At 68.0% G+C, this 19,556-nt stretch carries 16 protein-coding genes, 1 tRNA gene and 2 pseudogenes; 10 read left to right on the forward strand and 9 right to left on the reverse strand.

The features are described 5' to 3' along the window. The first annotated feature begins 5 nt into the window (after positions 1-5). From ACWDSI_RS17235 to ACWDSI_RS17250, 4 genes and pseudogenes are all read left to right on the forward strand, one after another. Positions 6-1,510 (forward strand): annotated as a pseudogene (locus ACWDSI_RS17235) (YhgE/Pip domain-containing protein). 67 nt (positions 1,511-1,577) lie between these two features. Then, positions 1,578-2,336, forward strand: coding sequence for a DNA repair protein RecO (recO, locus tag ACWDSI_RS17240; RefSeq protein ID WP_449745027.1), 759 nt, complete (start codon positions 1,578-1,580; stop codon positions 2,334-2,336). A 13-nt stretch (positions 2,337-2,349) separates the two neighbouring features. Then, positions 2,350-3,189, forward strand: a complete 840-nt coding sequence (locus ACWDSI_RS17245) for an isoprenyl transferase (protein ID WP_449745026.1) — start codon at positions 2,350-2,352, stop codon at positions 3,187-3,189. A gap of 7 nt (positions 3,190-3,196) precedes the next feature. Continuing rightward, a complete protein-coding gene (locus ACWDSI_RS17250; protein WP_449745025.1) occupies positions 3,197-3,616 on the forward strand; it encodes a hypothetical protein in 420 nt (139 codons plus the stop codon). Positions 3,617-3,630: 14 nt separating this feature from the next. Here ACWDSI_RS17250 and ACWDSI_RS17255 read toward each other — a convergent pair whose 3' ends face one another. Together ACWDSI_RS17255 and ACWDSI_RS17260 are read right to left on the reverse strand one after the other, a co-directional pair. Beyond that, complete coding sequence (locus tag ACWDSI_RS17255) at positions 3,631-4,077, reverse strand: Fur family transcriptional regulator (protein ID WP_449745024.1); 447 nt, start codon at positions 4,075-4,077, stop codon at positions 3,631-3,633. Beyond that, a complete protein-coding gene (locus tag ACWDSI_RS17260) occupies positions 4,074-4,457 on the reverse strand; it encodes an ArsR/SmtB family transcription factor (RefSeq protein ID WP_449745023.1) in 384 nt (127 codons plus the stop codon). The genes ACWDSI_RS17255 and ACWDSI_RS17260 overlap by 4 nt, the downstream gene beginning before the upstream one ends. 142 nt (positions 4,458-4,599) lie before the next feature. Between ACWDSI_RS17260 and ACWDSI_RS17265 the strand changes: the two genes are divergently transcribed. The 3 genes from ACWDSI_RS17265 (at position 4,600) to ACWDSI_RS17275 (ending at position 7,870) form a co-directional block, all read left to right on the forward strand. Next, positions 4,600-5,988 (forward strand): glycine--tRNA ligase, encoded by a 1,389-nt coding sequence (locus ACWDSI_RS17265; RefSeq protein ID WP_449745022.1) that lies wholly within the window; start codon positions 4,600-4,602, stop codon positions 5,986-5,988. A gap of 123 nt (positions 5,989-6,111) precedes the next feature. Beyond that, positions 6,112-6,570, forward strand: a complete 459-nt coding sequence (locus ACWDSI_RS17270) for a cold-shock protein (protein ID WP_449745021.1) — start codon at positions 6,112-6,114, stop codon at positions 6,568-6,570. Beyond that, positions 6,563-7,870, forward strand: a complete 1,308-nt coding sequence (locus ACWDSI_RS17275; protein ID WP_449745020.1) for a deoxyguanosinetriphosphate triphosphohydrolase — start codon at positions 6,563-6,565, stop codon at positions 7,868-7,870. Before ACWDSI_RS17270 ends, ACWDSI_RS17275 begins: the two co-directional genes overlap by 8 nt. A gap of 15 nt (positions 7,871-7,885) precedes the next feature. Here the strand turns inward: ACWDSI_RS17275 and ACWDSI_RS17280 are convergent, their stop codons facing one another. Further along, entirely contained in the window at positions 7,886-10,105 is a 2,220-nt protein-coding gene (locus ACWDSI_RS17280; RefSeq protein WP_449745019.1) for a glycoside hydrolase family 3 C-terminal domain-containing protein, read from the reverse strand. A 140-nt stretch (positions 10,106-10,245) separates the two neighbouring features. Between ACWDSI_RS17280 and dnaG the strand changes: the two genes are divergently transcribed. Further along, the gene (dnaG, locus tag ACWDSI_RS17285) at positions 10,246-12,168 is read left to right on the forward strand and encodes a DNA primase (protein ID WP_449745018.1); all 1,923 of its coding nucleotides are present in this window, start codon (positions 10,246-10,248) and stop codon (positions 12,166-12,168) included. Positions 12,169-12,172: 4 nt separating this feature from the next. Here the strand turns inward: dnaG and ppsA are convergent, their stop codons facing one another. From ppsA to ACWDSI_RS17305, 4 genes are all read right to left on the reverse strand, one after another. Continuing rightward, entirely contained in the window at positions 12,173-14,479 is a 2,307-nt protein-coding gene (gene ppsA / locus ACWDSI_RS17290; RefSeq protein WP_449745017.1) for a phosphoenolpyruvate synthase, read from the reverse strand. Between the two features lie 123 nt (positions 14,480-14,602). Continuing rightward, positions 14,603-14,770 (reverse strand): hypothetical protein, encoded by a 168-nt coding sequence (locus ACWDSI_RS17295; protein ID WP_449745016.1) that lies wholly within the window; start codon positions 14,768-14,770, stop codon positions 14,603-14,605. Between the two features lie 155 nt (positions 14,771-14,925). Next, entirely contained in the window at positions 14,926-15,507 is a 582-nt protein-coding gene (locus ACWDSI_RS17300) for a zeta toxin family protein (RefSeq protein ID WP_449745015.1), read from the reverse strand. Beyond that, positions 15,504-15,887, reverse strand: coding sequence for a TA system antitoxin ParD family protein (locus ACWDSI_RS17305; RefSeq protein ID WP_449745014.1), 384 nt, complete (start codon positions 15,885-15,887; stop codon positions 15,504-15,506). The genes ACWDSI_RS17300 and ACWDSI_RS17305 overlap by 4 nt, the downstream gene beginning before the upstream one ends. 252 nt (positions 15,888-16,139) lie before the next feature. Between ACWDSI_RS17305 and ACWDSI_RS17310 the strand changes: the two are divergent. Next, positions 16,140-16,205, forward strand: a pseudogene (locus tag ACWDSI_RS17310) (hypothetical protein); the annotation flags it as partial. A gap of 196 nt (positions 16,206-16,401) precedes the next feature. Here ACWDSI_RS17310 and ACWDSI_RS17315 read toward each other — a convergent pair. Then, positions 16,402-18,210 (reverse strand): PGRS repeat-containing protein, encoded by a 1,809-nt coding sequence (locus ACWDSI_RS17315; protein ID WP_449757271.1) that lies wholly within the window; start codon positions 18,208-18,210, stop codon positions 16,402-16,404. A 352-nt stretch (positions 18,211-18,562) separates the two neighbouring features. Further along, positions 18,563-18,639: transfer RNA gene (locus tag ACWDSI_RS17320), tRNA-Ile, on the reverse strand. Between the two features lie 183 nt (positions 18,640-18,822). Between ACWDSI_RS17320 and ACWDSI_RS17325 the strand changes: the two genes are divergently transcribed. Beyond that, positions 18,823-19,536 carry a GntR family transcriptional regulator gene (locus ACWDSI_RS17325; protein WP_449745012.1) on the forward strand — a complete coding sequence of 238 codons (714 nt, stop codon included), beginning with the start codon at positions 18,823-18,825 and terminating at the stop codon, positions 19,534-19,536. The last annotated feature ends 20 nt before the right edge of the window (positions 19,537-19,556 follow it).

Below are 19,556 nucleotides of genomic sequence, written 5' to 3' on the forward strand. Positions count from 1 at the left end.
ATCGGGTGGGAAAACACGAGAGCGGCGCGCCCGTCCCCGACGTCGCACCGTCGGCCGAAACGGAGCGGGACGAACCAGAACAACAGGCGGTCGCGACGATCTCCGAGGTGCTCGGCACACCGAAGTTCTGGTTGCTGCCGCTGCTTCTCGTCACCGCCATCATGTCGTTCATGGCGGCGCTGTACATGGGGGCGATCGCCGATCCGGAGGGAAATCTGCACGACTTTCCCGTCGCCATCGTCAATCAGGACGTCGGCGGTGAGGTGCCCAACGCAGACGGCACCACCACCAAGCAGAACTACGGACAGCAGGTGGCCGACGGCATCGTGGCCACCGCCGCCAAGAGTGGTATCTCGGTCCGGCCCACCGACCGCACCACCGCCTTGGACGACCTCAACTCGGGCAAGGTCTACGGAGTGGTGCTCATCGACCCGAGCTTCACCAATCGTGCCATCGCCCTGGGCAAGTCGACGGTCTTGCAGGCAAAACCCGGTCGCATGCCCATCGATGTCTACATCAACCGCGGCTCGGGCACCTTCGCGTCCGCGGTCACCACCACCTTCGCCAGTGAAGTGACCACGCAGGTCAACGAGCAGGTCGGCAAGCAGCTCACCGACTCGGTACGAGACCAGTTGGCTGCCGCGAACGTCCCGTTCTCCGGGGCCGCGCAACTGGCGTTGTCGGAGCCGGTCAGTGTGCGGACCATCGAACCCACCCCGCTGCCGAAGGGGTCGGCCAACGGGTTGTCGGCGTTCTACTACACGCTGCTGTTGGTGCTGGCCGGCTTCACCGGAGCCATGATGGTGAGCATCGTGGTCGACGCCGCGCTCGGGCAGACCCCCATCGAGTTCGGCCCGTTCTACCAGTTGCGGATGCGGTTGGCCATCTCACGGTGGGGCACCCTGGCCGCGAAGTGGGTGATCATGGCGCTGGTCGCGTTCGTGCAGTCGGCGCTTTACATCGCGGTGTGCACGGCCGTGGGCACATCGTTGCCCAACGCATTCACGCTGTGGATGTTCTCGACGCTGGTCATCTTCGCGGTCGGTGTGTCGGCGGCGTCGATGATGGCGGTGTTCGGCACCCGGGCCTGATCCTGAATCTGGTGTTCTTCGTGATCCTCGGACTGCCGTCCTCGGGCGGCACCGTCCCGTTGGAGGCCAGCCCGCGCCTGTTCGCGTGGATCGCCGCCTTCGAACCGATGCACCTCGTCTATCTGGGGTCTCGGGCCATCCTGTACTTCGATGCCGACTGGTATTCGGGGCTGGGGCAGTCGGTGATCCAGACCGTCATCGGGCTGGTGGTGGGCCTCCTGCTCGGTTGGGGTGGCACCAAGATCTACGACCACAAGGGATGGCATCGTTTTCCCGGCGGTATGACGCTGCCACCCCGGCTGTCGAAACTCGTCGAGGGCGGGGAGGGCTCGCTGCCGACGATCACCACTCCGGCGCCCGAGCATGTGGCAGGGGTCGAGGCCGCACGCGCCGATCGCTTCGCGGACCGGCCCGAGTAGACCGCATGCCCGACGGGGACGCATGTCGTAGCCGGGTGCTGTCGGGGTGCGGTGGAAGAATGTTGCGGTGAGGTTTTACCGGGACGAGGCGGTGGTGCTGCGGCAGCACAAGCTGGGTGAGGCCGACCGCATCATCACGCTGCTCACCGCCGATCACGGGTTGGTGCGTGCGGTCGCCAAAGGGGTGCGCCGCACCAGGTCGAAGTTCGGTGCGCGGCTTGAGCCGTTTGCCCACATCGACGTGCACCTCTATCCGGGGCGCAATCTCGACGTGGTCACCCAGGTGCACACCTTGCACGCCTTCGCCGACGCCATCGTCGCCGACTACGGCCGTTACACCACCGCATGCGCGGTGCTGGAGACGGCCGAACGTCTCGCCGGTGAAGAACGCGCACCCGCACGGCAATTGCACCGCCTCACCGTGGGGGCGCTGGAGGCACTGGCCGACGACCGACGGCCCGGTGAACTGATCCTCGACGCGTTCCTGCTGCGGGCGATGCACTGTGCGGGCTGGATGCCTGCACTGGAGGAATGCGCCCGGTGTGCTCAGCCGGGTCCGCACCGCGCCTTCCACGTCGCCGCAGGTGGAGCGGTGTGCCTGCACTGCCGCCCGCCGGGAGCGGCCACCCCCTCGCCGGGCGTGCTCGATCTGATGGACGCGCTGTTCCGCGGTCAGTGGGATCACACGGCGGCCTCGACGCAGTCGCAGCGTCGTCAGGCCACCGGACTCGTCGCCGCCCACCTGCAGTGGCATCTCGAACGACAGTTACGGACCCTGCCGCTCATCGAACGCACCAGCCCCCATAGGCTGGTCGAGACGGCGTGAGAGGAGTGCGGTGATGGCGCTACGGTCGCGTGCCGCGGCACGGGGCGCCCGAGGCGCGGATGCCGCACAGCAGGGACGTCCCCGCGCGGTTCGGTCACCCGATCCGCATCCCAGCGGAGCAACCCCGCCGCAGTTGCCGCCCGAACTCGTTCCCCGGCACGTCGCCCTGGTGATGGACGGCAACGGTCGATGGGCCACCGACCGTGGACTTCCGCGCACGGAGGGACACAAGCGCGGCGAGGCGGTGCTCATGGACACCGTGTGCGGCTGCATCGAACTCGGCGTGGGCTGGTTGTCGGCGTATGCGTTCTCCACCGAGAACTGGTCGCGAAGCCCCGACGAGGTCCGCTTCCTGATGGGATTCAACAGGGACGTCATCCGGCGCCGCCGCGACGAGATGAACGAGATGGGCGTTCGGGTGCGCTGGGCGGGGCGCAGGCCCCGACTGTGGCGCAGCGTCATCAAGGAACTCGAGATCGCCGAGGAGATGACCAAGGACAACACGGTGATGACGCTCACCATGTGCGTGAACTACGGTGGCCGCGCCGAAATCGCCGACGCCGCACGAGAGATCGCGCGTCGCGCCGCGGCCGGGGAGATCGACCCCGAGCGGGTTACCGAATCCACCTTCGCCAGGTACCTCGACGAACCCGACATGCCCGACGTCGATCTGTTCCTGCGTCCCTCGGGTGAGCAGCGGATCTCGAATTTTCTGCTGTGGCAATCGGCCTACGCCGAGATGGTGTATCAGTCGAAACTCTTTCCCGATTTCGACCGCCGCGACCTGTGGGACGCGTGCGTCGAATACGCTTCCCGCGACCGACGTTTCGGCGGCGTCATCGACCCGAAGTGACGTGCCGATGATTCCAGGGACGAATTCGGATGGGGCGCAGGACGATCTGCGTCGGGTGGCGTCCTTGCTCACCGAGGTCGGCGAGGTGTCCGAACCCGATACGGACTCGGTGGTGGTCCAGGTCGATGCCACCCGGGCATCGGTGCGGCTCGTCGAGCTCGGTGAGGGGCTCGTCGTCGTGTCGGTCACCCAGCTCGTCGCACTCGACCTGCCGAACACCGACGCACTGCGCGACGATGTCGAGCAACTCGACGCCGGGTTGAGTTTCGGCAGCCTGCGCCGGTCCGACCCGGTGGGTGTGACCACCGATGTGCTGCAGTACTACACGTTTCCGCTCGGCGTCCTCGACGATGTTGCGCTGCTCACGGTGCTGCACATCGTGCTGATGGCCGGGGCCGACATCGCCCACCGATTGGTGGGGCGCTGAACGGCGAGCGCCGATCAGTCGCCGGCAGCCGTTCGGCAGTCGGCACAGACGCCGAAGACCTCGACGGTGTGGTTGATCTCGGTGAATCCGTGGTCGGCGGCAATCCGCGCCGCCCAGCGCTCCACCGGTTGGGCCTGCACCTCGACGGTGGTGCCGCACACCCGGCACACCAGATGGTGATGGTGTCCCGACGAACAGTTTCGGTAGCGCATCTCCCCGGAGCCGTCCCAGAGCACGTCGATCTGCCCGGACCGGCTCAGCGCCTGCAGATTCCGGTAGACGGTGGTCAGCCCGATCGACTCGCCGCGCGCCTTGAGCCGGTCGTGGAGTTCCTGCGCCGACAGGAAATCGTCGCTGGCGGCGAGCGCGTCGGCGATGGCGGCGCGCTGGCGGGTGGAGCGCACCCCTGTCGTCGGCCCGGCCCGCTCGCCGGTGGCCGTTGGGCCGGTCCCGGTTTTCATGCGTGTCTCGCCGTCCTCGAGTCGGCCCCCGTGTCCGCAGGAGCCCGCGTCTCGGTGTGAGCTTCCGTGGCGTGCGTGAGTGCGTCGGTCACGATGTGTGCGAGGTGATCGTCTGCGAGTTCGTACACGATCTCGCGTCCGCTGCGGTGACCACGAACCACGCCGGCGTCCTTGAGGACCCGCAGGTGCTGGCTGACCAGCGGTTGGCTGAGCTCAAGCAGGCCGACGAGCTCATGCACGCACTTCGCGCCGTCCTGTAGGTGCAGCACGATGGCGATGCGGGTGGGGGAGGCCAGCGCGCGCAGCAGATCACCGGCTGCGGCACGGGCCGCGGCGTCGTCGCGCCCGCCTTGGTAGGTGCACGGTCGGTCGGGTTCCACGAACCCATCTTATGGGAATTCGTTGTCATTTGGAGTGGACTGCGGGGGCTCCCGCCGCGGCGGCTACCCTGTAAGGGTTGTCGGTTCGCACCTCAGCCGACGTACCTGACCGAAGTCCCAACGTTGTGGAGAGCGATTCATCGTGGCAGCCGCCCCGTCCAAAGTCGAAGCCGTCGTCAACCTCGCCAAGCGGCGGGGTCTGGTCTACCCCAGTGGCGAGATCTACGGCGGGACGCGCTCGGCGTGGGATTACGGTCCGCTGGGCGTGGAACTCAAGGAGAACATCAAACGCCAGTGGTGGCGGACCATGGTCACCTCGCGCGACGACGTGGTGGGTCTCGACTCGTCGGTGATCCTGCCGCGCCAGGTCTGGGAGGCCTCCGGTCACGTGGAGGTGTTCACCGACCCGCTCGTGGAATCGCTCTACACCCACAAGCGCTACCGGGCCGATCACCTCCTCGAGGCCTACGAGATCAAGCACGGCCATCCACCGGAGAACGGGATGGCCGACATCAACGATCCCGAGACCGGTCAGCCCGGAAAATGGACCGAACCCAAGGCGTTCAGCGGTCTGATGAAGACCTTCCTCGGTCCGGTCGACGACGAGGAGGGCATGCACTACCTGCGCCCGGAGACCGCCCAGGGCATCTTCGTGAACTTCAAGAACGTGATGACGACGTCACGCAAGAAGCCGCCGTTCGGCATCGCCCAGATCGGTAAGAGCTTCCGCAACGAGATCACCCCGGGCAACTTCATCTTCCGCACCCGCGAGTTCGAGCAGATGGAGATGGAGTTCTTCGTCAAGCCCGGCGACGACGAACAGTGGCATCAGTACTGGATCGATCAGCGCTTCAACTGGTATGTCGACCTCGGCATCGACCCGGAGAACCTGCGCCTCTACGAGCATCCCAAAGAGAAGCTGTCGCATTACTCCAAGCGAACCGTCGACGTGGAGTACAAGTTTGGTTTCGCCGGCAACCCGTGGGGTGAACTCGAGGGCGTGGCCAATCGCACCGACTTCGACCTGTCGACGCATTCGAAGGCCTCCGGTGAGGATCTGTCGTTCTTCGACCAGGCCTCCGGCGAGCGGTACACCCCGTACGTGATCGAGCCCGCAGCAGGCCTCACCCGGTCGGTGATGGCGTTCCTATGTGACGCGCTCACCGACGAGGAGGTACCGAACGCCAAGGGCGGCATCGACACTCGTACGGTGCTCCGTCTCGATCGCCGGCTGGCGCCGGTGAAGGTCGCGGTGTTGCCGCTGTCACGCAACGAGAAGCTCTCGCCCAAGGCGCGGGATCTGGCCGCCGAGTTGCGCAAGTACTGGAACGTCGATTTCGACGACGCGCAGGGAATCGGCAAGCGGTATCGCCGCCAGGACGAGGTGGGTACGCCATTCTGTGTCACCGTCGACTTCGACACCCTCGACGACCAGGCGGTCACCGTGCGTGAGCGCGACACGATGGGTCAGGAGCGGGTGGCGCTCGACAAGGTCGCCGAGTATCTGGGAGCGCGGCTGCTCGGTGCCTGACGCCGGGTGCCCCGTCGTCTCGATTGGGCCTGACCTGCGAAGGTCTGTCACAATTGGGTGAGTTTGCCGCGCGCTTGTGACACGGGGTTGCAGCGTCCGCGGCGAGGAGAGCGAGTTGGAGTCGTGGCTGTCAGCGGGAAAGTCGTGCATTACGACGCGAATAGGGGATTCGGATTTCTGGCACCCGAATCCGGGGGTGCCGATGTCTTCTTGCACATCAACGACATCGACATCGACGAGCAGTCGCTGAAGCCCGGCGCGAAGGTGTCCTTTGACATCGAGGAGACCGATCGCGGCGCCAAGGCGGTCAACGTGGCGGTCACCGAGGAGGCCCCGGCCGACGAGGCTGCGCCGGCGCGGCCGCATCGGCGCGACAGCCACGATCATCACGGCCGTTCGCACAGCCCCGACCGTGGTCGCCGGTCGCGGGGGCATGGCGGATCGCAGGAATCGTCGGCGTTCGCCGAGGAGATCACCGAACTTCTCCTCGACTCGTCCGACGATCTCACCGCCGCGCAGATTCTCGCCATCCGGCAGCGCATCATCGACCTCGCGGTGTCCCGGGGATGGGTGCTTGACTAGTACCCCGCTCACTGGGCGTTCCGGGATTCCGCCGACCGCGGATTACGGGTCCGAGGCCGTCGAGCGGATCGTGGCCGAGGGCCCCAAGATCGCCAGCCTGCCCGGCACCCGCACCGACCACCGCAGCGAGTACGCCCGCGACCGTGCGCGCGTGCTGCATTCGGCTGCGTTGCGTCGGCTCGCCGACAAAACCCAGGTGGTCGGTCCGCGTGAGGGTGACACCCCACGGACCCGGCTCACCCATTCGCTGGAAGTGGGTCAGATCGGGCGGGGTATCGCCATCGGTCTGGGCTGCGAACCCGATCTGGTGGAGCTCGCGGGCCTCGCCCATGACATCGGCCATCCGCCCTACGGACACAACGGCGAACGGGCCCTCGACGAGGTGGCCGCCGATATCGGCGGCTTCGAGGGCAACGCGCAGAACCTGCGCATCCTCACCCGGCTGGAACCCAAGCTCCTCGACGAGCAGGGCCGGTCGGCCGGATTGAACCTGACCAGGGCGTCGCTGGACGCGACCCTGAAGTATCCGTGGCTGGCACGGCCACCGGCGAAGAAGTTCGGCGCCTACGACGACGACGCCGCTGCGCTGCGCTGGGTTCGGCGTGACGCGCCGGGCGACCGTCAGTGTATCGAGGCGCAGGTGATGGACTGGTCCGACGACGTCGCGTACTCCGTGCACGATCTCGAGGACGGGGTGATCGCCAACCGCATCGATCTGCGCTCGCTCGCCGACCCCGACGACCAGCGCACGCTCGCGCAGATCGGGGTGACCGAATTCCCCGAACTCGAACCCGAACCGTTGATCGACGCCGCCCAGCGACTGTCGCAGATGGACATCGTGCGTGCCGTCGGCGTGTTCGACGGCAGCCTCGACGCGTCGGTGAAACTCAAACGCCTCACCAGCGAACTCATCGGACGCTTCGCGTCGGCGGCGATCACGGGCACCCGCGAGGTGGTGGGCGGACGATCCATCTCGCGCTACGACGCCGACCTGACGGTGTCGCCGCTGGTCGCCGCCGAGGTGGCGATCCTCAAGACGCTGGCATTGAGATTCATCTTCTCCAATGCCCGGCACAAGGCGCATCAGGCCCGGCAGCGTGAACGCATCCAACGGGTCGCGGACTGGCTGATGGCGGCTGCCCCCGGCGGTCTGGACCCGGTGTTCGTGCCGAGTTGGCTTGCCGCGCAAGACGACGCCGCGCGGTTGCGGGTGGTGGTCGACCAGATCGCGTCGATGACCGAGGGGCGGCTGGAACGGATGGACAAGCAGAACTCGGGAGCCCAGGCGCACCTGGGTTGAGCGCTTCCGATGCGATCATTCCGTCGAGTTCGCGCTGTCCAGAGCAGCTTTGAGCATGTCGGCGGTGAGTTGCCCGCCGGAGAAGGTCACGATGCGGCTCAACGGAACCGACCCGACGACCTTGGCCATGTCCATGCCGAGCGCATCACCGCTGTCGGGGCCGCCGAACATGCCCTCCACGATCGACGACAACGCCGCACTACCCGCGGGATCGGCCATCACCTCGGCAACCGTCGACTCCAGGGTCAGTGGCGCCCGTACCTCGTCACCGGGCACCGCAACGGTCGCCGTCAGACGGATGTCGCGGCTCGATGCGCCGACCCCGATCAGGTAGGAGCCGCCCTCCACCACGAAGCGATGCGCGCGAATATCCCAGTAGCACAGGTCATCCCGGCGGATGTCGATGCGCACTCGCTGCTGTGCGCCGGCGGCCACCGTCACAGCGGAAAACCCTTTGAGTTCGCGCGGCACGCGCACCATCGACGAATCGTCGTGTCCCACATAGACCTGCACCACCTCGCGCCCGTCGCGGTCACCGGTATTGGCCACGGTCACCTCCACCGCGAGTCCCTCGTCGGTCACCCGCACCGACAAGTCGCGGTAGTCGAACGTGGTGTACGAGAGCCCATGTCCGAAGGGGTAGGACACCTCCATGTCGCGGGCATCAAACCAGCGGTAGCCGATGAACAGACCCTCGCCGTAGCGCACGTGCCGCTGCTCGCCGGGAAACGACAGGTACGCCGGTGTGTCCTCGATTCGTAGTGGCAGCGTCTCGGCGAGCCTGCCGGACGGGTTGACCACTCCGAACAGGACATCGGCCAGGGCCGATCCGCCGGCCTGTCCGAGCAGTGCCGCGTCGAGCAGGGCGGGTGCGGTCAGCGGCGCCACCCGTACCGCACCGCCGTGGGACAGCACGATCACCGTTCGCGGGTTGGCCGCCACCACGGCCTCGGCGAGTGCGAGTTGGTCGGCGGGAAGCTCCATGTCGGCGCGATCGAAACCCTCGGACTCCTGCCCGTCGGCCAGCCCCAGGAACAGGACCGCGGTGTCGGCGTCGGCGGCAGCCGCCACGGCCTGCGCGTGCAGGTCCCCGGCAGGCGCGGCGTCGGATCCGGGAATCGTGTATCCGGCACTGAAGGTCACCGAGTCGGCGCGGGAGCTGATCTCGTTGAGCGGGATGTCCACCCGGGTGGCATTGACGTGGGACGATCCGCCGCCCTGGTAGCGCGGTGTGGCCGCGAGTTGCCCGATGACCGCGAGCCGACTCGTCGTGTCGAGCGGGAGCAGGTCGGCGTCGTTGCGTAGCAGCACGATCGCCGCCGACGCGGCCTCCCGGGCCAGGTCGTGATGGGCCTGCGCGTCCACGGTGATGGGCGACGGTCCCGGCTCGGTGGCCCGCGCCACCAGCAGTGCCACGCGCTCGGCGCTGATGCGCAGGGCGTCGGGGTCGAGATCGCCGGATTCCACGGCGTCGGCCACCGCGGCGTCGACGCCGTCACCGCCGAACGGCATCATCAGGTCGAGGCCCGCGGCCACCGACCGCGTCCGATCCACCACCGCGCCCCAGTCGCTGATCACCACGCCGTCGAATCCCCAATCGTCGCGCAGGATCGAGGTGAGCAGTTCCCGGTCCTCGGAGGTGTGTACGCCGTTGATGCGGTTGTAGGAGCACATCACCGTCCACGGTTGACTGTCTTTGACGACGCGCCGGAAAGCTCGCAGGTAGAGCTCGTGCAGGGTGCGTTCGTCGATGTCGGCGCTCACCCGCATCCGGTCGGTTTCCTGATTGTTGGCGGCGAAGTGCTTGAGCGAGGAACCCACGCCGAGTTTCTGGAGTCCGTCGATCCATGCGGCGGCCAGCTGCGCGGTGAGGATCGGGTCCTCGGAGAAGTACTCGAAGTTGCGGCCACCGAGGGGTGAGCGTTTCAGATTGATCCCCGGGCCGAGGACCACCGACACCTCCGCGGCGATCGCCTCCGCTGCGATCGCGGCGCCGATGCGGCGGGCGAGGTCGGGGTCCCACGTCTGTGCCAGGCCGACGGCGGGTGGGAAGCAGGTGGCCGGCACACTGGCCCCGATGCCGAGTGCATCGGCGGCGCCCTCCTGTTTGCGTAGCCCGTGCGGTCCATCGGTCATCATGATCGACGCCAGACCACCCTCGGGTTTGGTGGTCCAGAAGTCGCGGCCACTGGTCAGGCGTGCTTGTTCGGCGGTGGTCAGCGCTGCAACGTCCATCGGTGCTCCCTGTGCCGGCGGTGGGACCTACACCACGAACCTATCCGTGCCGCGCTCCGCCTGGACGAGGATGGGTCGACGGGAGGGGCCGACGGGGATGGATGGTCCGTGTGCGACCAGCAGATCACTACACTGGTCGCGTGGCAGGCCGAATTCCCGATCGTGACATCACGGCGATCCGTGAGCAGACACGGATCGAGGAGATCATCGGCGACTACGTCGCGCTGCGTCAGGCGGGCCCGGACAGGTTGAAGGGTCTGTGTCCGTTCCACGACGAGAAGACCCCGTCGTTTCACGTCCGCCCCAATCACGGCCATTTCCACTGTTTCGGGTGTGGCGAGGGCGGCGACGTCTACAGCTTTCTGCAGAAGCAGGAACATGTCAGCTTTGTCGAGGCCGTCGAGCAACTCGCCGACCGGATCGGTTATCAGATCCACTACGAGGGTGGCGGCACCGCGGTCAATCGCGACCGGGGGACGAGGGCGCGGCTGGTCGCGGCCAATGCGGCCGCACAGAAGTACTACGCGGCGCAACTGCAGACCCCCGAAGCGCAGAAGGCGCGCGACTATCTGACCGAACGCGACTTCGATGCGGCCGCCGCGGCGACCTTCGGCTGCGGTTACGCACCGGCCGGCTGGGACACGATGACCAAGACGCTGCTGGCACAGGGTTTCGAGTTCGCCGAACTCGAAGCGGCGGGATTGTCCAAGCAAGGCCGCAAAGGGCCGATCGACCGCTTTCATCGACGGTTGCTGTGGCCGATCCGCAACCTCGGCGGCGACATCATCGGTTTCGGTGCGCGCAAACTCTTCGATGACGACAACCTCGGCAAGTACATGAACACGCCGGAAACCATGCTGTACAAGAAGTCTCAGGTGCTTTTCGGTCTCGACCACGCGAAGAAGAACATCGCCAGGGGACATCAGGTGGTGGTGGTGGAGGGCTACACCGACGTGATGGCGATGCACCTGGCCGGTGTCACCACCGCGGTGGCCTCGTGCGGCACCGCCTTCGGTGAGGATCACCTCGCGCTGCTTCGCCGCCTGATGATGGACGACGCCTACTTCCGCGGCGAGGTGATCTACACCTTCGACGGCGACGATGCGGGAAAGGCGGCCGCGCTCAAGGCATTCGAGGGCGAGCAGTCGATCGCCGGCCAGACCTTCGTGGCCATCGCGCCCGACGGCATGGACCCGTGCGAACTCCGCCAGCACCGCGGCGACGCGGCGGTCCGTGACCTCATCGCCCGGCGGGTGCCGATGTTCGAGTTTGCGATCAAGGCGCTGCTCACCGATTACGACCTCGACACCGCCGAGGGGCGAGTACACGCACTGCGACAGGCGGTTCCGGTGGTCGCGCGCATCAAGGATGTGGCTCTGCGCGACGAATACGCACGACAACTCGCCGGCTGGGTGGGCTGGGAAGAAGTGGGTCAGGTCTTGGCCCGTGTGCGCGAAGAGGGGGCGCGCGTCGCCCGCATCAACGGAACTGCACCGGCCTCCGCACAGCGTGGGCGGCCCATGCGCCGCGATCGACCCGAAGCGGCGAAGGCGCCGGGCCCGGGCCGACCACAGCCCGACGACCCGCGGTTGTGGCCGCAGCGCGAGGCGCTCAAGGCGGCGCTGCAGTATCCGGCGATCGCGGGCACCGTCTTCGACTCACTGCCCGAGGAGTGCTTCACCGACCCGGCCTACGCCGCGGTCCGAAACGCGATGTCGGCGCTGGGTGGCACGTCGTCGGGAATGGGTGGCGCGCAGTGGGTCGACGCGGTGCACCACGAGGTGGACAACCCGGTGATGGGCCCCCTGGTCACCGAACTGGCCGTGGAACCGATGCCGGTGAGCGAGAACAACATCGCCCGCTACATCGGCAGTGTGCAGGCGCGTCTGCAGGAGGTGTGGGTGGGTGCGCAGATCGCCGACATCAAGTCGCGGTTACGCCGGATGGCGCCGGGTGACGATCCCGATGCCTACAACGCCGTGTTCGGCGATCTGGTGGCGCTCGAAGCGTATCGGCGCAGCCTCCTCGAGCAGGCCGTCGACCCGAGCGTCGACGTCGGCTGACCCGTCATCCGCGCGCGGCGTCGAGCAGGATGCGACGCTCGGCGCGTGCCACCACGCGACGGGCAGCGTCGGCGGCGTCGGGATTGACCGAGATCGATGTGATGCCCAGCGCCACGAGGTGCTCGGCGAACGCCGGCCGCGTCGACGGTGCCTGACCGCACAGCGAGGTGGTGATTCCCAGTCGCCGCCCGGTGGTGATGATCTGCGAGATCGCATCCAGCACCGCCGGATCCGATTCGTCGAACAACTCCGCGCAGATGTCGGAATCGCGGTCCACTCCCAGCATCAGCTGGGTGAGGTCGTTGCTGCCGATGGAGACCCCGTCGATACCCAGCCCGACATACTCGGGCAACCAGTGCACCACCGACGGCACCTCGGCCATCACCCACCGGTGCAGACCGCGCTGCCGTCCCAGTGGACTCGCGTCCACCAGGGAAAGGCATTCCTCCAGTTCCCATTTCGTCCGGACAAACGGGATCATCAGACCGAGATTGGGATGCGCCTCGCGGATTCGGGCCAGCGCCTGCAACTCCAGCCGGAACAGCTCGGGCTCCTTGATGTACCGGAAGCACCCGCGATAGCCGATCATCGGATTGTGTTCGGTGGGTTCGTAGGACTCGCCGCCGCGCAGGGTACGGAACTCGTTGCTGCGGAAGTCGGTGGCGCGGTAGATCACCGGGCGCGGGTCGAAGGCGGCTGCGATGCGGCCCACCGAGTTCACCAGCGAATCGACGAGTTGGTCGCTCTCGCCGCGGGCGATGAGGTCGTGCGGGTGCCGGCCACCGAGTGCCTCGGTCAGGATGAATTCGGCGCGCAGCAATCCGACGCCGTCCACATCGCGCGCCGCCACCGCCTCGGCGCTGTCGGGCATTGCGAGGTTGACGTAGATGCGGGTGGCGGTGACCTCCGCGGCGACGGGCGCGGGTCCCTCCGGCTCCCGCGTCGTTACCGGGGACGGAGCCGTCGCACCGGCCAGCACCTGACCGTGCGTGCCGTCGACGGTGACGGTGGTGCCGTCGACCAACGCGGTGGTGGCGTGGTGGGCGCCGACGATGCAGGGAACCCCGAGTTCGCGGGCCACGATCGCGGCGTGGCAGGTCATGCCGCCCGCTTCGGTGACGATCGCCGCTGCGCGACGCAGCGTGGGGAGCCAGTCGGGGTTGGTCATCGGGGCGACGAGTACTTCGCCGTCGATCAGCCGGCGGCCCTCGTCGGGGCTGTGCAGCACGCGCACCGCACCGCTGGCCATTCCCGGCGCCGCCGACAGCCCACGCAGCAGCGTCGCACCGGCCGGACGTGCTTCGGATCCCGGTGCGGCACCGAGGGTGGTGACCGGTCGCGCCTGCACCAGCCACACCCGACCGGCGGGATCGACCGCCCATTCCAGATCCTGCGGAATGCCGTAGTGGGCCTCGACCTGCACGGCGAGTTCGGCCACCCGCCGCAGTTCGGTGTCGTCGAGAACCCGGACGTCGGCGCGGTCGTCGGAGAGTTGTTCGCGGCGATCGGTGCCGTCGGCGGCGCGCACGATGCGGAAGTCCTGGTGGCCGATACGAACCTCGAGGGGTTCGAGGGTCGCCTTGTCGAGCACATACGTGTCTGGTTCGACGAGGCCGGAGACCACCACCTCACCGAGCCCGAGCGCGCCTTCGACGACGATGCGATCACGGTCTCCAGTGCTCGGGTCGGCGGTGAACGCGACGCCGGCTCGCTCGGATCGCACCATCTGCTGCACGACGACCGCCATGGCCGGGGTGTCGGTGAAGCCGCGCGACGCGCGGTAGGCCACCACACGTGGCCCGAACAACGACATCCAGCACTGCATGACCGCGTCGACGAGGGCGTCGTCGCCGACGATGTCGGTGAGGGTGCGGTTCATTCCGGCGAAGGAGGCGTCGCGACCATCCTCGCCGGCCGCCGACGAGCGCACCGCAACGGGAACGTCGGAACCGAGACGGTGATATGCGTCGAGCAGGCCGGTGCGGACGGCGGGATCGATTCCCGCGCGGGCCACCTCCTCCTGCATGGTGCGGCACAGGTCGGTGAGTTCATGGCCCTCGGCGCGCAGTGCCGTGCTGTGGACGTCGGCCAGACGATCGGCGACACCGCCCGCCTCCATCGACAACTGGTAGCAGCCGCGAAGGAGCACGAATCCGGGCGGCACCGGTAGTCCGGCGCTCACCATCTCGCCCAGGTTGGCGCCCTTGCCGCCGGCGTCGTCGGCGTCGGACAGCCCGAGATGCTCGAAATCGCGGATGAGTTCGTCGGCGGCGGGCACAGATCCACTCCGCGCCGACTCGGTTGTCGTCATGACACGCCTCCTCGTCGAGACCCCCTTCTATCGTGCACCCGAGGGGCAGGCGGTGCACCAGGGTTGGAGGACCTGATCTCGCAACGTGGCCAAGGGGGCCGACGGGCCGGCTGTACGACCCGGCTACGCGGCGGCGGTGTACTTGTTTCCGGGCCGCAGTTCCGGCGGGAAGAGGGGACGGTGGGGGTCGTCGGCGTTGTAGCGACAGCCGCCGGCGTAGGTGTGCGGGCCGGCGCATCGATCGGGCGTCGGTTGGGGGCGACCCCAGATATGTCCCGCGCTGCTGCTCATTGACGCCTCCCCGTGGTCAGAACGATTCCCGCGATCGGCCGGTGGCGCGCTGCGTCGGTGAAGCTGCCGGAGTATGCACAGAAGTATGGGGGGATACCTGTCCGATCGGCTAGTTGGGACGCGCGTTTCGCTCAGACAGAGGCTTGTGTCATGAGTCACTCGACGGCGGGCCACGCGCCGGCCAGGGCGCGCGGGGTCCATTCCGGCCAGAGCGGTGCGGCGATCGATAGGCCATCGACGAAGCGGGCCACGATCGCGGTTCGTCGCCCGCTGTTGTCATACACGGTCGCCTGCTCGCAGCGGGAGACGGCCTGCGCCACCAGCGGCCAGAGGCGGGCGTAGCGTTGCCGGATCTTCTCGACCGGAACCGCGTGACCGCCGCTGTCCACACGTAACCGGACCCGTTCGACGGCGAGTTCTTCGGGGATCATCACGACGTGCAGGATCACGCGGAATCCGTGGTCGTGGGCGTCGTCGATCAGGTCGAGTTTGGATTCGTGGGAGAACACGGTCTCGGCGATGAACGATCGCTGCAAGCCGAGCAGGGTGGTGCGGGTGCGTGCCGCCACCCGCGCGGCGTCGTAGGAATGATGCTCGGGGTTCTGCGGCCAACGCCGCCGGGCTATCTCGTCGGCGTTGACGAACGGCGTGCCGAGGAGCGGACTCAGTGTGGTGTCCACGAGGGTGGTCTTGCCGGCGCCATTGCATCCGACCACCAGGTCGAGGCGGGCGCTCACGTCAGGACGACGCTGGTCCCGTCCGGACGGTACTCGACCACTCGTCCTTCGTCGTCGACGGCCACCGACGAAAAGCCCTGTGCGGCACGACGATCCACATGGTCGGTGCCGTCGAGGCGGGACTCGATGAGTGCGTCGACCTCGGCGTCGAAGACCACGCTCTCCTCGGCTGTGAGGTCGCCGATCGGCAGACTTCCGGCGAGTGCGGCCTCCACCCGGCGGCGCGCGGCGCTGGTGCGGATGGAGACACCACGACCCACCCGGGCCCAGTGCTCGAGTTGCTGACGGGCGGAACGGTGCTCACGCGCGCCCTCGGCGCCGGCCTCGTCCACGAGTGCGGCGGAGAAACGGGTCACCTTGTCGGCGGCGGGTTCCGACATGATCGCCTCCTGATCAGCTGTTACATTCTGCTACACGATCAACTGTAGCAGTCTGCAACGCAATGCACGAGATGCGTTCCGCAGAAGAACACGAGCGGCATCGCCGAACGCGGGGAGTGGGGCGGGCGGGGCTCGAACCCGCGACCTACGGATTATGAGTCCGCACCACCGGCCACATACAACCGCGACAGTCTCAGACAGCCCGACCAGGCATTACACACAACCGAGACCACCCGAGACCGCGCGCGACCGGCCGCCACCGCGATCGCGCGCCGGTCTCGGGGCACCCCGCGCATCGCCAACCGGCTGCTGCGGCGTGGCATCACCTGGGGTTGACGCCCCCGGCGGGTGCGATGAACGCTGGTTTCGCGGTCCGCGCCCGGGACGCTGCCGGGGACACTTTCTGTCCGACGACCTGTGACGCGGAAACAGTGAGGCACCAAGGTCCTCACGCGGAGCGGCGGAACCCCTGAAGGGGGTTCCGCCGCCGATGGTGGGTTGCCCGATTCTGCTCTCAGTAGTTGTTGCTGGCTGGTCCTCCGGCTCCTCCGGCGCCGCCACTCCCGCCTTCGCCTCCGGTGCTGCCGGTGGCGGGTGCACCGTCATTCCCGGCCGCACCCGCACCGCCGGCGACACCGCCGGCGCTGCCCTTCGTGCCACTGGTGCCGCCCTGGCCACCGGTGCCGCCCTGGCCGCCGGCACCGCCGGCACCATCGCCGGCTGACTGGCCGGTGGAGCCGGCGGCTCCGATGAGTCCGGCGCTTCCGCCGCTGCCGGGTGTGCCGGCAGTGCCGCCGTCACCACCGGTTCCGCCCTGGCCACCGGTGCCACCGGCGCCACCACCGCCGATCCACGCGGCATCGTCCGAGGCGCCGCCGGCACCGCCGGCACCGCCGGCCGCGCCGCTGCCGCCGGTGCTGCCGTTTCCACCGGCACCTGCGGTTCCGCCGGTTCCGCCGACGCCGATCAGCACGCCCCCGCTGCCGCCGGCGCCGCCGTTTCCGCCGTTTCCGCCGTTGTTGCCGTTGACCCCGGCCCCCCCGATCCCGCCGGCCCCGCCGGTGCCGCTACTGCCGCGCCACTCCGGGGTGTTCGGATCGCTGGGTGAACCCGTGGTCGCCCAGCTAATACCGCCCGCACCGCCGACGCCGCCGATGCCGCCGATCCCGCCGGCCCCGCCGGCCCCGCCGGTGCCAGCGATCGCATTGTCCCAGGCATCGCTGCCGCCGACGCCGCCGGTACCGCCGTTGCCTCCGTAGCCACCGTCTCCGCCGGGACCGCCGTTGGTCGGGCCCTTCTGGTTGTTCCAGTTGTTGTCGGGGTTGCTGTCATCGCCCTTGGTGCCGGTGGTGCCGTTGTTGCTGGGGTTGGGGATGACGGCGAGTACGGTGGCGCCGTTGTATCCGGTGCCGCCGGTGCCGCCGCCGCCGCCGTTGCCGAACCCGCCGGCGTTGCCGCCGTTGCCGCCGTTGCCGGCCTCGATGGTGATGATGGTGCCGTCGGCGCTGGTGGTGGCCGAGCCGTTGGCGCCGTTGCCGCCGTTGCCGCCGTCACCGATCAGCCAGCCGCCGTTGCCGCCGTTGCCGCCGTTCTGTCCGGCGACGGTGGTGGTGTAGCCGTTGCCGCCGTCACCGATGAGCCGGCCACCGTTACCGCCGTCGGGATGATCGGCGGTGCCGTCGGCGCCGGTGCCGATCCACAACACGCCGTCGGGTCCGATCACCGCCAGTCCCGTTTTGGGGTCGGTGGTGATGGTCGGCAGGAAGTTCATGGTGGTGCCGTCGCTGGACGTGGTGCTCAGCAGCGCCACCGGGGTCGCGGTGGTGGACAGTGACACCTTGCTGGCGTTGCTGCCGGTGGTGTCGTCGGCGTCGAGGGTGGTGATGGTGTAGGTCGCCGGGTCGGCCGTGGCACTCGCCGGGTCGGTGGAGTGCGTGGTGGCCGGGGGCATCGCCTCGGACAGGCTGCGTCCGGTCACCTGGTACACCGTTGCGCTCAGTTGCTCCACCAGGGCACCCAGCGCCGGATCGGCGCCGGGCTCGGCGGCGTCGGAGACCAGTTGACTGATGAATGCCCGGGAGCTGACCACCGCGACCTGTCCGGTGCTGGTTTGTGTGGGCAGGCCCTCCGGCTGGGTGGTGCGTGCCAGCCGTACCAGGGTGGCCGGTCCGGACAGGATGGCCTGACTACTGCGGGAGGCGTTGATCGCGGGGAGCCCACCCAACGCGGCGGGCAGCACCACCGCCCCGATCCCGACCATGGCCGCAGCCGCGGCCGCGACTCCGGTACCAGTGAGAATGCGTGTGCCGTGTGTGGTCGTCATCGACCCCACCTCCCGCTCAGTAGTTGTGTTTAGTTCTTAACCAAAGTTTACTACCGCACATTTCAGCATTTGCCGACACGTACTGTCTGGCCGATCACGCCACACCGGGTTATCGAAAGTGAAGACGTCGCCGAGTGCATTGAATGTGCAACCACTGGCGGTCGCACGGAGAGATCGGGCACGTCCCGCCCGTCGAGTACGAGGGCACGCCAGCGTCAGCTTCACGATGGCCACCTACGCGCACGCGCAGCCCGACGCGCTCCGGGCGGCCGGTTACGCGATGACCGGCCAGTCGGTTCCGACCGACCTGTGAGGTTCTGAGGTACCTCACAACCGGAAACCGGCCCTGACCTGGTGGGGCGGGCGGGGCTCGAACCCGCGACCTACGGATTATGAGTCCGCGGCTCTAACCGACTGAGCTACCGCCCCGTTCGGGCCGTGTGACCCGCGCTCGCACATTACCGCACCGAAATGCGTGCTGACCTGTCGCGGTGCGGTGTCGCCGATCGGGGCGCAATGGGCGCGGATGACTAGACTCGCCAACAACCGACGCCGCATCGTGCCGAACGAGAGGCGTGTCGAATATGAGCCGCGGACGGGAGTGAACGCACGATGACCGAGGTCGATGGGATGGGCGTGACCCGCGATCTCCCGGAGAGCCTCGTGGATGTGGCCGGTCGTCGAATCCGCGATGCCATCCTGGCCGGGGCGTTGCGGCCGGGGGAGAAGATCGTGGAGGAAAACCTCTGCGCCGACCTCGGTATCAGCCGCGCACCGGTGCGCGAGGCACTGCGACTGCTCGCCCAGCAGGGTCTCGTCGAGCATCAACCCCGCCGCGGCACGCGTGTGGCCGAATGGTCACCCCGCGACATTCTCCAGCTCTTCGAGCTCCGTCAGCTCTTCGAGCGGTACGCCGTCGAGTCCGCGTTGCCGCTCTCAGACCCGAAGACTCAGCTCGAGCCGCTGCGCGCGGCGATCGATGCCATGCGACGTGCGGGCGACGACCTCGCCAAGGACGACGCGCATCGCCGATTCCATGCCGCGGTGGTGGGTCTGGCCGGCAATCGGCAGCTCGACATCGCGCTGGCGCCGATTCTGCTGAAACTGCAGTTGCCGATGGCGGTGAATCTGCGGACCGAGACTGCCGACCATCACGGACCCGACGACGGCTATCGACGGCATCTGGCCATCCTCGATGCGCTGGAGAACAACGACGTCGACGCGGCGCTTGCCGCACTCCACGACCACGGTCATCTCCGCTACCTTGATCTCATCGCCGCCACCGACGACGCGGAGGCGACAGCCGGGGACATCACCACCGCGTAGTGGCGCGGCTCGCGGTCGAG

This window comes from Gordonia sp. NPDC003429, assembly GCF_053588575.1.

Excerpts from the sequence above, each read along its gene's own strand:
- ACWDSI_RS17250 (WP_449745025.1), top strand. The coding sequence starts at position 3,197 with ATGATTCCAGGGACGAATTCGGATGGGGCGCAGGACGATCTGCGTCGG.
- ACWDSI_RS17315 (WP_449757271.1), bottom strand. The coding sequence starts at position 18,210 with ATGACGACCACACACGGCACACGCATTCTCACTGGTACCGGAGTCGCG.
- ACWDSI_RS17295 (WP_449745016.1), bottom strand. The coding sequence starts at position 14,770 with ATGAGCAGCAGCGCGGGACATATCTGGGGTCGCCCCCAACCGACGCCC.
- ppsA (WP_449745017.1), bottom strand. The coding sequence starts at position 14,479 with ATGACGACAACCGAGTCGGCGCGGAGTGGATCTGTGCCCGCCGCCGAC.
- ACWDSI_RS17245 (WP_449745026.1), top strand. The coding sequence starts at position 2,350 with ATGGCGCTACGGTCGCGTGCCGCGGCACGGGGCGCCCGAGGCGCGGAT.
- ACWDSI_RS17280 (WP_449745019.1), bottom strand. The coding sequence starts at position 10,105 with ATGGACGTTGCAGCGCTGACCACCGCCGAACAAGCACGCCTGACCAGT.
- ACWDSI_RS17255 (WP_449745024.1), bottom strand. The coding sequence starts at position 4,077 with ATGAAAACCGGGACCGGCCCAACGGCCACCGGCGAGCGGGCCGGGCCG.
- ACWDSI_RS17305 (WP_449745014.1), bottom strand. The coding sequence starts at position 15,887 with ATGTCGGAACCCGCCGCCGACAAGGTGACCCGTTTCTCCGCCGCACTC.
- ACWDSI_RS17325 (WP_449745012.1), top strand. The coding sequence starts at position 18,823 with ATGACCGAGGTCGATGGGATGGGCGTGACCCGCGATCTCCCGGAGAGC.